We start from the raw sequence: 11,569 nt of genomic DNA on the forward strand, positions 1-11,569 counted from the left end.
ATCTGCGCCTTCGGGAAGACCGGCTTCCACATGCGAAGCGAAGCCCCGCCCTGGCCGGGGCGTTTGTAACAGCAGATAACGAGTGACAGAAGTTTGAACGACTCGTTCTTCAGGTGCTGGAAATGACGCTGATAGTGCTGGGTGTAACGGTGCGTTCCCCACTTGTCCGTCTTGAAGTGCAGGGCGAGTTTGCTGAGATCGTCGGAGATCGCTTCCAGCCCGACCGGCTTGGCCGGCTTGGCCCCCTTTCCGGTGAGACGCCGCTGCAGCCGGCGCAGGGCCCGCACGTTCTTCTCACCCAGGACGGACTTCACGGTCGTGCGTATCGACATCGCGGAACATTCCTTTCACGGGTCGTACCGGTTGGGCACTGAACGGTGGAACGGACTGCGTGCGACCGGGGTCGGCACAGGACGCACGTTCTCGTCCGCGCGCGACCCGCCCGTTTCACCGGGACATCTCCTCGCGGATGCGGGGCAGCGCCTCCTGCAGGGCCGCGCGCCAGTCCCGCGGCGGCTTCAGGCCGATCTCCCGCCAGCGGGTGTGGCCCAGGGCGCTGTAGGCGGGGCGGGGTGCGGGGCGGGGGTAGGCCTCGCTGGTGGTGGGCCGGATCCGGTCGGGGTCGGCGCCGCTGAGGCGGAACACCTCGCGGGCCAGTTCGTACCAGCTGGCCTCGCCGGAACTGGTGGCGTGGAAGACGCCGTGCGCGGTGCCGAGGTCCGCGATCCGGGCGGCGACGTCGGCGCTCCAGGTGGGCTGGCCGCGCTGGTCGTCGACGACGTCCAGGGTGTCGCGGCGGGCCTCCAGTTCGAGCATCGTGCGCACGAAACTGCGGCCGTGGGCGCCGTACAGCCAGGCCGTGCGCACGACGGCGCCCGCACCCGGGAGTTCCTCGAGGACCGCGCGCTCGCCGGCCAGCTTGGTGCGGCCGTAGGCCGTGCGCGGGGCGGGCGGGTGGTCCTCCGGGTACGGGGCGGCGCGCTCGGCGCCGTCGAAGACGTAGTCGGTGGAGACGTGCACCAGGCGGGCACCGTGTTCGGCGCAGGCGCGGGCGAGCACCCGGGGGCCGTGGCCGTTGATCCGCAGTGCCCGCGCCTCGTCGGTCTCGGCGTCGTCGACGGCCGTGTAGGCGGCGCAGTTGACGACGACGTCCGGGTGGTGCCCGATGAACGCGCGGCGCACGGCGTCGGGTTCGGTGATGTCCAGTGCGGTGCGGTCCAGGCCGGTCACGTCCGCGCCGCGCCTGCGCAGCTCCGCAACGGTGTCGCGCCCGAGCATGCCGCCCGCGCCGGCGACCAGCCACCTCATCGGGACTCCCGTCGCTTCAGCGGCTCCCACCAGGCCCGGTTGTCCCGGTACCAGGCGACCGTCTCGGCCAGCCCGGTGGCGAAGTCGCGGCGCGGACGGTACCCCAGTTCGTCGCGGATCCTGCTCCAGTCGACGGAGTAGCGCAGGTCGTGGCCCTTGCGGTCGGTGACGGACTCGACCCGGTCCCAGTCCGCCCCACAGGCCTCGAGGAGCAGACCGGTGAGCTCCTTGTTGCTCAGTTCGGTGCCACCGCCGATGTTGTAGACCTCGCCTGCGCGGCCCTTGGTGCGGACCAGCTCCACGCCCTGGCAGTGGTCCTCGACGTGCAGCCAGTCGCGGACGTTGCGTCCGTCGCCGTACAGCGGGACCTTCGCGCCGTCGAGCAGGTTGGTGACGAACAGCGGGACGACCTTCTCGGGGAACTGGTGCGGGCCGTAGTTGTTGGAGCAGCGGGTGACGCGCACGTCCATGCCGTGGGTGCGGTGGTACGCGAGGGCGAGCAGGTCGGAGGAGGCCTTGGAAGCGGAGTACGGGGAGTTGGGGGCCAGCGGGTGGGTCTCCGGCCACGAGCCGGACTCGATGGAGCCGTAGACCTCGTCGGTGGAGACGTGTACGAACGGGCCCACGCCGTGGCGCAGCGCCGCGTCCAGCAGCGTCTGGGTGCCGACCACGTTGGTGAGCACGAACTCGGCCGCCCCGTCGATCGACCGGTCCACATGGGACTCGGCGGCGAAGTGCACGACCTGGTCGGCCACCGCCATGAGCTTGTCGACGAGGTCGGCGTCGCGGATGTCGCCCTGCACGAACTCCAGCCTGGGGTGGCCGACGGGGAGGTTGGTGAGGGTGCCGGCGTAGGTGAGCTTGTCCAGCACGGTGATGTGCGGCGCGCCGGGGTCTTCGGCGGCCAGGAGCGTACGGACGTACGTGGAGCCGATGAACCCGGCGGCGCCGGTGACGAGAAGATTCATGAACGGATCTGCACCTTGCTGTGGTCTCCGAGGACGAGGCGGTGGGCACTGGGCGTTCCGGCTGCCGGGGTGACCTCGACGTGCCGGCCGATCAGCGAGGACTCGATCCTGCCCACCCCGTCGATGGAGGAGTCCCGCAGCACGATGGAGAATTCCAGCTCGCTGCCGGTGATCCGGCAGTTCTCCGCTATGGAGGTGTAGGGGCCGATGTAGGAGTCCTTGACCACCGTGCCGGAGCCGATCACGACGGGACCGACGATCCGTGAGTTGTCGATGCACGCCCCCTCCTCGACGACCACCCGGCCGACCGTCTCGGACCGCTCGTCGACGTCGCCGTCGATCCGCCGCTCCATGCTCTCCAGGACGGTGCGGTTGACCTCCAGCATGTCGCCGACGTTGCCGGTGTCCTTCCAGTAGCCCTTGATGACGGTGGAGCGGACGTCGGCCCGGGTGTCCATGAGGTGCTGGATGGCGTGGGTGATCTCCAGCTCGCCCCGCCAGGAAGGCCTGATGGCCCGCACCGCGTCGTGGACCGCCGGCGTGAAGAGGTAGACGCCGACCAGTGCGAGGTCGCTCTTGGGGTGCTCCGGCTTCTCCTCCAGGCCGATCACCCGTCCTGACGGGCCGAGTTCGGCGACTCCGAAGGAGCGGGGGTCGGCGACGCGGGTGAGCAGGATCTGGGCGGCGGGGCGGCCGGCACGGAACTCGTCGACGAGCGCGCTGATGCCGCCGACCACGAAGTTGTCGCCGAGGTACATCACGAAGTCGTCGTCGCCGAGGAAGTCCCGTGCGATCAGCACCGCGTGGGCGAGGCCGAGGGGCCGCTCCTGGGGGATGTAGGTGACCTCCAGGCCGAACCTGGAACCGTCGCCGACCGCCTCCTCGATCTCGGCGGCGGTGTCGCCGACGATCATCCCGACCTCGGTGACGCCCGCCGCGGCGATGGCCTCCAACCCGTAGAAGAGCACGGGCTTGTTCGCCACGGGGACGAGCTGTTTCGCCGACGTGTGCGTGATCGGCCTCAGCCGAGTGCCGGTACCGCCGGAGAGCACCAGAGCCTTCATCCGCCCCACACTATCCACGATCGCCCCGAACGGACCTTTGTTTGCCTTGACGGTTTGTCGGGCGAGCATGTCGCCATGGCGTGGGGTAGCGTCACGCACGATGTCAGAACTGTCGGAAATTTCGGATTCCTACGAGGTTGCCGAACGCTACGCCACCCCCGCGCCCCGGCCCGGGCGCGCGCTGCTGCGCTGGGCCTCGACCACCGATCACAAGGTGATCGGCCGTCTGTACATGGTCACGGCGTTCTGCTTCTTCCTCCTGGCAGGCCTGCTGGCCCTGGGGATGCGCGCCGAACTGGCCCGCCCGGGCCTGCAGTTCCTGAGCGTGCAGGAGTACGACCAGTTCTTCACGATCCACGGCACGATCATGATGCTGCTGTTCGCGACCCCGATGTTCGCCGGGTTCGCCAACGCCGTGATGCCGCTGCAGATCGGCGCCCCGGACGTCGCCTTCCCGCGCCTGAACGCGCTGTCGTACTGGATGTACCTGTTCGGCGGGCTGATGGTGGTCTCGGGGTTCGTGGTGCCCGGCGGTGCGGCCGCGTTCGGCTGGTTCGCCTACGCGCCGCTGAACAGCGCCTACTTCTCCCCGGGCGCGGGCGGTGACCTGTGGGTGATGGGGCTCGTGGTGACGGGTGTGTCGACGACCCTGGGCGCCGTCAACTTCATCACCACGATCCTGTGCCTGCGGGCGCCGGGCATGACCATGTTCCGGATGCCGATCTTCACCTGGAACGTGCTGTTCACCTCCATCCTCGTGCTGCCCGCGTTCCCGGTGCTCACGGCGACGCTGCTGGCGCTGGAGTCGGACCGCAAGTTCGGCTCGCACGTGTTCGACGCCGCGAACGGGGGCGCGCTGCTGTGGCAGCACCTGTTCTGGTTCTTCGGGCACCCCGAGGTCTACATCGTGGCGCTGCCGTTCTTCGGCATCATCTCCGAGATCCTGCCGGTGTTCTCCCGCAAGCCGATGTTCGGGTACCTGCCGATGATCGGCGCGACGATCGCGATCACCATGCTGTCCGCGGTGGTCTGGGCGCACCACATGTTCGCGACCGGCGCGGTGCTGCTGCCCTTCTTCGCGATCATGTCGTTCCTGATCGCGGTGCCCACGGGGATCAAGTTCTTCGCCTGGATCGGGACCATGTGGCACGGGTCGCTCTCGTTCGAGACCCCGATGCTGTGGTCGCTGGGCTTCCTGGTGTCGTTCCTGCTGGGCGGGTTGAGCGGGGTGCTGATCGCCTCGCCGCCGCTCGACTTCCACCTCACCGACTCGTACTTCATCGTGGCGCACCTGCACTACGTGCTGTTCGGCACCGTGGTGTTCGCGATGTTCGCCGGCTTCTACTTCTGGTGGCCCAAGTTCACCGGGCGGATGCTGGACGAGCGGCTGGGCAAGCTGCACTTCTGGCTGCTGTTCCCGGCGTTCCAGCTGACCTTCCTCGTCCAGCACTGGCTCGGCGAGGCCGGGATGCCCCGCCGGTACGCGGACTACCTCCCCGGCGACGGCTTCACGCTGCTCAACGCCCTCTCGTCGGCGGGGGCGCTCCTGCTCGGTGTCTCCACCCTGCCCTTCCTCTACAACGTCTGGCGTACGGCACACCGGGCGCCGAAGGTCACCGAGAACGACCCGTGGGGATACGGGCGCGGTCTGGAGTGGGCCACCTCCTGTCCTCCGCCACGGCACAACTTCGTGGCGCTGCCCCGGATCCGGTCGGAGTCCCCCGCCTTCGACCTGCACCGCCCCGAGATCGTCCGGCGGGCCGAGAGGGAGGGACTGCGGTGAAGACCGAGGCCATGCTGTTCGGCGGTGTCGCGGTGTTCTTCGCGGGCGCCGCCGCACTCTACGGCGTGTGGTCCCGCGACCCGGCGGGTACGGCGGCGCTGATCGTCGCCTTCGGCATGGCCGCCGTGATCGCGTTCTTCTGCGCCGTGCAGTACGTGCGCAGGGGACGGCGCCCGCAGGACCTCCCGGACGCCGAAGTGGCCGACGGCGCCGGGCCCCTGGAGTTCTTCCCCGCTCAGAGCCTCTGGCCGCTGGTCACCGCGCTCGGCTTCGCGGTCCTCGCGACCGGGGTGGTCTACGGCCTGTGGCTGTTCCTCATCGGTTTCGGCGTACTGGCGCGCGGTGCCCTCGGGATGGTCTTCCAGTACGCGGACCGCTGATCGGCCTCCTGGGCGCGCCCGGACGGAAGTCGCCGACCGGACGGTGGTCGCTCTCGTAGCCGCCCGCCAGCGTCTGCCGCACGTCTCCGGTGGACACGCCCTCGTCCAGACGCTCCCGCTCCGCCTCCGTCAGGGCCCGGCACAGCCACCGGGTGACCAGGAACGCGACGACGGGTGCCAGCACGAGGGCGACGCGCAGCACCCAGGTCAGGGTGTCGACCGAGATCCGGAAGGTCTGGGCGATGACGTCGTTGGCGCCGGCGAGGAGCAGCACGCCGTAGAAGACGGTCCCGGCGACGCCCAGGCCGGTGCGCACAGGACGCTCGCGGGGCCGGTCGCACAGGTGCCGCTCCCGGTCCCACTCCCCCGTCAGCCGCTGCTCCACGAACGGATAGGCGTACAGGGCGGTGAACAGCAGTCCGGGCAGGACCACGGCCGGGAGCAGGACGTTCCACATGAGGGTGTGACCCGCCAGATTCGTCTCCCAGGGCGGCACCAGTCTCAGCGCGCCCTCCAGGAAGCCGACGTACCAATCGGGCTGGGACCCGGTGGAGTCCTGGTCGGGCCGGTAGGGACCGTACAGCCAGACCGGGTTGATCTGGGCGACGGCCGACATCAGGACGAGCACACCGAAGACCGCGAAGGACAGTCCGGCGGAGGAGGCCGTGAACCGGGGGAAGAGCGGCTTGCCGACGGCGTTGCGGTTCGACCGGCCCGGCCCCCGCCACTGTGTGTGCTTGAGGTGGAAGACCAGGATCAGGTGCATGGTGACCAGGCCGATCAGCGCGCCGGGCAGCAGCAGGATGTGCAGCGAGTACAGGCGGGCGACGATGTCGTGGGCGGGGTACGCGCCGCCGAAGGCGAAGAAGGCGAAGTACGTGCCCAGTACCGGGATGGACGTCATGATGCCCTGGGCGATCCTGAGGCCGGTGCCGGAGAGCAGGTCGTCGGGGAGCGAGTAGCCGGCGAAGCCCTCGGCGAGCGCGAGCACGAACAGCGTGAGCCCGATGGCCCAGTTCAGCTCACGGGGCCTGCGGAACGCGCCGGTGAAGAAGATCCGGAGCATGTGCAGCCCGATCGCGCCGACGAACACGAGCGCCGCCCAGTGGTGCGCCTGACGGATCAGCAGGCCGCCTCGCACGTCGAAGCTGATGTACAGGGTGGAGTCGAAGGCGGCCGACATCCGCACCCCGCGCAGCGGGACGTACGGGCCCGCGTAGACGACCTCCCGCATCTCCGGCTTGAAGAAGAAGGTCAGCCACACTCCGGTCAGCACCAGGAGGATGAGGCTGTACAGCGCCAGCTCGCCCAGCAGGAAGGACCAGTGGTCGGGGAACGCCTTGCGCAGCATCGCCCCGCCCTCCAGCACCGGCAGCCGCGCGTCCGCGGCGTCGGCCAGCCGCTCGCCCCGGCCGGCGGGACGGCGGGTGGTGCCGGGGTCCGGACCGGAGTCGGGGCGGCTCACGCGCCCTCCGGTGTCGCCGCCGCTCGTTCCACCTCCGCCTCGACCTCGGGCCGCGGCCGGCCCTCGTCCCTCGCGTACTCGCTCAGCGCGGTCCGCACCTCCCGGTCCAGGTCGCGCCAGGCCCGCAGGGCCGTCTCGTACGTCTCCTTGCGGGCGCCGGTCAGCTGCGCCTCGGCCGGGGGACCGTAGGTGTCCCGCAGTTCCAGGACCTGGGCATGGGCCAGTTCGGCCGCGCGCCGCTTCGCCACGAGCTCTTCGAAGGTGTGTGACACGGCAAGGACCCTAGGCACGGCAGCGGCCCGCAGCCCTCACGCAATGCCGTGCGGGCGCCGCACCCACACCCGTGTGGCGGGTCAGCCCTCCAGCGCGAGTTCGGCCCAGACCTGCTTGCCACCGCTCACCGGCACGGTCCCCCACGACGCCGACACGGCCTCCACGAGGAGGATGCCCCGGCCGCCGGTGGCCTCCCAGCCGATGTTGGTGGGCTTCACCGGGGTACGGGGCGAGGCGTCGGCGACGGCGACCCGGAACCGTTGGCTGACCAGGGTGAGGTCGAGGCGGACCTTGCCGTCGGTGTGCACGAGGGCGTTGGTGACCAGCTCGGAGACGACGAGCAGCACGGTGTCCTGGTCCTCGTCGGACACGCCCCAGGAGCGCATGGTCCGCCGGGTGAACCGGCGCGCGTGCCGGACCGCCTCCGGGACCCGCCACACCGTCCAGCTCTCCCGGAGGGGACGCACGGCCATGCCGTCGTAGCGCAGCAGCAGCAGGGCGACGTCGTCGCTGCGGTGGGCGTTGCCGAGCAGGGTGTCCGCCACCAGGCCGAGGTGGGCCGGGTCGGCGGCGCCCAGGTCCCCGGCGAACCGGTCCATGCCCTGGTCGATGTCGGCCTCGACGGACTCCACCAGGCCGTCCGTCGTCAGCGCGAGCACCGTGCCGGGCTGGAGCCGCAGCGGGGTCATGGGGAAGTCCGCCTGGGTGACCACGCCCAGCGGCGGGCCGCCCTCGGTCTCGACGATCTCCGTGGCGCCGTCCGGGTGACGCAGCACCGGAGGCAGGTGTCCGGCGCGCACGCACCAGGCGGTGCCCTCCTCCATGTCGACCTCGACGTAGCAGCAGGTGGCGAAGAGGTCCGACTCCATCTCCAGGAGGAGCCGGTTGGCGTGCGAGACCACCACGTCCGGCGAGTGACCCTCGGCGGCGTACGCGCGCAGTGCGGTGCGCATCTGACCCATCAGGGTGGCCGCGGCCGCGCTGTGGCCCTGGACGTCGCCGATGACGAGGGCGACGTGGTTGTCCGGCAGCGGGATCACGTCGTACCAGTCGCCGCCCACCTCCAGCCCGGCCGTGGTGGGCAGATACCGGGCCACGGCGACCGCGCCGGGCAGCTTGGGCAGGCGGCGCGGCAGGAGGGTGCGCTGGAGCATGCCGACGAGCTCGTGCTCGGCGTCGAAGGCGTGGGCGCGCATCAGGGCCTGTCCGGCCAGACCGGCGGAGGCGGTGAGCAGGGCGCGTTCGTCGGGGCCGAACTCGTGCGGGGCGTCCCAGCCGATCAGGCAGGCGCCGGCCATGCGGCCGCCGGCGGGCAGCGGCAGGACGGCGAGGCCACCGGGGCCGACCTCGGCGAGCGCGGGTTCCAGGGCGGTGCCGGCGGGCCAGATCTGGGCGCGGCCCTCGCGCAGGGCGGAGGCGAGGGTGGGCATGGCGCGGACGGGCGCGTCGGGCCATTCGGTGCGCCACTCCGAGCGCCACAGCTCCGGCCAGGCCTCCGGCTCGGGCGGGTCGAGGACGGTGACGACGAGTCGTTCGTTCTCCAGCTCGGCGAGCGCGATCCGGTCGGCCTGGAGCGGCTTGCGCAGGGCGGTGACGACGGCCTGGCCGACGTCCTTGACGGTGCCGGCGGTGGCCAGCGCCGCGGCCAGCCGCTGGACCCGGGCCACGTCGGTGACGTCGGAGCGCAGCTTCGAGGCGTCCGCGACGGTGCCGACCAGGAGCGCCGACTGGCCCTCACCGCCGGTCAGCAGCCGTCCGCGCAGCCGCAGCCACTTGGGCGGACCGGAGGGCTGCAGTACGCGGAACTCCAGCTCGCGGTCGCCGATGGACATGTGGTCCGCCTCGACCACGGACATCAGCGCGGGCAGGTCCTCGGGCACGGTCAGCCCGAGCAGGGTCTCGACCTTGCCGTCGAAGTCCTCGCGGCCGATCCCGAACAGGTCCAGGATCTCGTCGCCGACCTCGACGCGGCCGGTGTCCATGGCCAGGCTGAAGGTGTCGGCGGGCAGTTCGCCGGTCTCGGGGGCCACAGGCGGGGCGGGCAGCGCGACCGCCGCGGCGATCAGCTCGAGGCATCTGCGGTCCTCGGTGTCGAAGCCGTCGGCGCTCTCGCTCACGGCGAGCAGACAGCCCCCGCCGTCCGCCCGCACCGGGAGGACCGCCACGGAGAAGTCCGGGGACGGTGTCCGCCGCGCCTCCGGGCACGCGGCCAGCTCGTCGGGGCCGAGCCACACCGGCCGCCCGGTGCGATGCGCCTCGGCCGTCGGGGACTGTCCCGAGGCGGAATAGCTGTCCCGCAGCCCGTACAGAGTCCGCGGCAGCCCCGCCGACTCGGTGAGGCGGAGCGCACCGTCGTCGCCCGGCACGTACACACCGGCGAAGGCCGCCCCGGCGAAAACCAGCGCCTGCTCGATGACGCGGTGCAGCCGGTCCGGCGAGCCGAGATCGCCCCTGACCGTTTCAAGGGCAACTTCGGCACGCTCCCTCCTCGTTCTGCGTACCGCAGCGCCCTCACTGACCACGTCCGCCATTACAGCGCTTATGGGGCGCCTGCGCAGCCCCTGTGACCGTTCCGTGGAGCCCTCGGCCCTCTGACGCTCGAAAGGCGCCGAACATGACTTGACCCGTGCGTTCCGCACGGTGATCTCGTGACAGGCGTGACTGTCCGCGACCGCCGGCCGCCTGGAAGGGTCGATGCCGGGCCACGGAGGGGGAGGCATGGACAAGCGGTACGAGGTGTACGCGCTCACCGACGGTCACTTCTACGACACGCCCGAACGGCTCTCGGCGGGCGGGGCGGAGACCGCGCCGCTGTACGACACGGCGCGGCGACCGGTGCCGGAGGGCTGGCACGCCGGGCGCACCGGCGACTGGCTGACCCTGACACCGCTCGGCGAGGACGGGACGCCGCTGCCGGCACCGGCCCAGGGCTGGAAGGTCCATGTCTCGGCCACCGCGGCGAACGCGGACCGGATCGCGGCGGTCGTCCGGGACTACTGCGTGCCGCGCCGCATCCCGTTCAAGTTCGTGCCGGGACCGCATCTGCTGCACCTGCGCAACGCCAAGTACGCGGGCCGCGACACCAGCGGCAAGTTCGTCACGGTCTACCCGGCCGACGAGAACCGGCTCCGGGAGGTCCTGCGGGAGCTGGGGGCGCTCCTCGAGGGCTTCGAGGGGCCGTACATCCTGACCGACCTGCGCTGGGGCGACGGTCCGCTCTACGTCCGTTACGGAGCCTTCGCGCGCTCCTACGTGGTCGACGAGCGCGGCTCGCTGGTGCCGGCGGTGCGCGACGGCTCGGGCACACCGGTCCCGGACCGGCGGGCGCCGTCCTTCCAGGTCCCGGAGTGGGTGACGCTGCCCGCTTTCCTGGAGCCGCATCTGGCGGCCCGCAACACCACGACGGTGGGCCAGCTGCCGTACCGCATCGAGAAGGCGCTGCACTTCTCCAACGGCGGCGGTGTGTACCGGGGCACCGATACGCGCAGCGGGCGCCGGGTGGTCCTCAAGGAGGGGCGTCCGCACGCGGGCCTGGCCGCCGACGGGGCGGACGCGGTGGCGCGCCTCGAGCGCGAGAAGGCGGCCCTGGAGCGGGTCGCCGGGACGGGCGTGGTGCCGGAGGTGCGGGACTGGTTCACGCTGGGCGGCCACCGTTTCCTGGTCATGGACTTCCTGGAGGGCCGCCCGCTCAACTCCTTCTTCGCGGCGCGCCACCCGCTGCTCACCCCGGACCCGGACCCCCGGGCCGTCGCCGACTACACCGCGTGGGCGCTGCGCATCCACCGCGCGGTCGAGAAGGCGGTGGCGGCCGTGCACGCCCGCGGGATCGTCTTCAACGACCTGCACGTCTTCAACATCATGGTCGCGCCCGACGAGGAGTCGGTCTTCCTGATCGACTTCGAGGCCGCGGCACCGGCCGCGGAGAACGGCCGCCAGGTGGTCGCCCACCCGGGCTTCTTCGCCCCGCCGGACCGCAGGGGCGCGGACGTGGACCGCTATGCGCTGGCCTGTCTGCGGCTCGCCCTGTTCCTGCCCGTCACGACGCTCTTCGTGGTGGACCGCGGCAAGGCCGCGCACCTGGCGGACGTCGTCGCCGAGCAGTTCCCGGACGTGCCGCGCGCCTTCCTGGACGAGGCGGTCGCCGAGATCACCCGGAGCGTTCCGGGCCCGGACGGGGCCGGGAGGGGCGCTGCGCCGCCGAACCCGGTCCCCTCCCTCGGCCCGGCCCGGCCCGTCGATCCCGGCGACTGGCCGTACAGCCGCGACTCGATGGTCAAGGCGATCCTCGCCGCGGCCACCCCCGAGCGGGACGACCGGCTCTTCCCCAG

The 11,569-nt window shown here is 71.4% G+C and carries 10 protein-coding genes; 3 read left to right on the forward strand and 7 right to left on the reverse strand.

Features of this window, described 5'->3' with window-relative positions; translation table 11 throughout:
- The 4 genes from ACFW2E_RS28915 to ACFW2E_RS28930 form a co-directional block, all read right to left on the reverse strand.
- A partial coding sequence (locus ACFW2E_RS28915) for a hypothetical protein (protein WP_384470007.1) occupies positions 1-332 on the reverse strand: 332 nt, incomplete at its 3' end.
- Positions 333-447: 115 nt separating this feature from the next.
- The gene (rfbD, locus tag ACFW2E_RS28920) at positions 448-1,308 is read right to left on the reverse strand and encodes a dTDP-4-dehydrorhamnose reductase (protein WP_384470008.1); all 861 of its coding nucleotides are present in this window, start codon (positions 1,306-1,308) and stop codon (positions 448-450) included.
- Positions 1,305-2,276, reverse strand: coding sequence for a dTDP-glucose 4,6-dehydratase (rfbB, locus tag ACFW2E_RS28925; RefSeq protein ID WP_384470009.1), 972 nt, complete (start codon positions 2,274-2,276; stop codon positions 1,305-1,307). Before rfbB ends, rfbD begins: the two co-directional genes overlap by 4 nt.
- Positions 2,273-3,340: a glucose-1-phosphate thymidylyltransferase gene (locus tag ACFW2E_RS28930; RefSeq protein WP_384470010.1), complete on the reverse strand. Its 1,068-nt coding sequence runs from the start codon at positions 3,338-3,340 to the stop codon at positions 2,273-2,275. The genes rfbB and ACFW2E_RS28930 overlap by 4 nt, the downstream gene beginning before the upstream one ends.
- Before the next feature lie 100 nt (positions 3,341-3,440).
- On the opposite strand from ACFW2E_RS28930, the gene ctaD reads away from it, so the two are divergent.
- Entirely contained in the window at positions 3,441-5,123 is a 1,683-nt protein-coding gene (ctaD, locus tag ACFW2E_RS28935; RefSeq protein WP_384470011.1) for a cytochrome c oxidase subunit I, read from the forward strand.
- Positions 5,120-5,503 carry a cytochrome c oxidase subunit 4 gene (locus ACFW2E_RS28940; protein ID WP_384470012.1) on the forward strand — a complete coding sequence of 128 codons (384 nt, stop codon included), beginning with the start codon at positions 5,120-5,122 and terminating at the stop codon, positions 5,501-5,503. The genes ctaD and ACFW2E_RS28940 overlap by 4 nt, the downstream gene beginning before the upstream one ends.
- Here ACFW2E_RS28940 and ACFW2E_RS28945 read toward each other — a convergent pair.
- From ACFW2E_RS28945 to ACFW2E_RS28955, 3 genes are all read right to left on the reverse strand, one after another.
- On the reverse strand, positions 5,439-6,854 hold the full coding sequence (locus tag ACFW2E_RS28945) for a cytochrome bc complex cytochrome b subunit (RefSeq protein ID WP_384470016.1): 1,416 nt from the start codon (positions 6,852-6,854) through the stop codon (positions 5,439-5,441). The two genes, ACFW2E_RS28940 and ACFW2E_RS28945, sit on opposite strands and share 65 nt — an antisense overlap.
- Before the next feature lie 110 nt (positions 6,855-6,964).
- Positions 6,965-7,240, reverse strand: coding sequence for a hypothetical protein (locus ACFW2E_RS28950; protein ID WP_384470013.1), 276 nt, complete (start codon positions 7,238-7,240; stop codon positions 6,965-6,967).
- 81 nt (positions 7,241-7,321) lie between these two features.
- The gene (locus ACFW2E_RS28955; protein WP_384470014.1) at positions 7,322-9,772 is read right to left on the reverse strand and encodes a SpoIIE family protein phosphatase; all 2,451 of its coding nucleotides are present in this window, start codon (positions 9,770-9,772) and stop codon (positions 7,322-7,324) included.
- Between the two features lie 187 nt (positions 9,773-9,959).
- On the opposite strand from ACFW2E_RS28955, the gene lanKC reads away from it, so the two are divergent.
- Positions 9,960-11,569, forward strand: a 1,610-nt coding sequence (gene lanKC, locus ACFW2E_RS28960; RefSeq protein WP_384470015.1) for a class III lanthionine synthetase LanKC, incomplete at its 3' end; no start/stop codon positions are given.

This window comes from Streptomyces sp. NPDC058964 (genome assembly GCF_042741275.1).
In the GTDB taxonomy this organism is placed as follows: Bacteria; Actinomycetota; Actinomycetes; order Streptomycetales; family Streptomycetaceae; genus Streptomyces.

What these genes read in the sequence shown, in the direction of transcription:
- rfbD (WP_384470008.1), bottom strand. Translation starts at nt 1,308, where the DNA reads ATGAGGTGGCTGGTCGCCGGCGCGGGCGGCATGCTCGGGCGCGACACC.
- rfbB (WP_384470009.1), bottom strand. Translation starts at nt 2,276, where the DNA reads ATGAATCTTCTCGTCACCGGCGCCGCCGGGTTCATCGGCTCCACGTAC.
- ACFW2E_RS28930 (WP_384470010.1), bottom strand. Translation starts at nt 3,340, where the DNA reads ATGAAGGCTCTGGTGCTCTCCGGCGGTACCGGCACTCGGCTGAGGCCG.
- ctaD (WP_384470011.1), top strand. Translation starts at nt 3,441, where the DNA reads ATGTCAGAACTGTCGGAAATTTCGGATTCCTACGAGGTTGCCGAACGC.
- ACFW2E_RS28945 (WP_384470016.1), bottom strand. Translation starts at nt 6,854, where the DNA reads ATGCTGCGCAAGGCGTTCCCCGACCACTGGTCCTTCCTGCTGGGCGAG.
- ACFW2E_RS28955 (WP_384470014.1), bottom strand. Translation starts at nt 9,772, where the DNA reads ATGGCGGACGTGGTCAGTGAGGGCGCTGCGGTACGCAGAACGAGGAGG.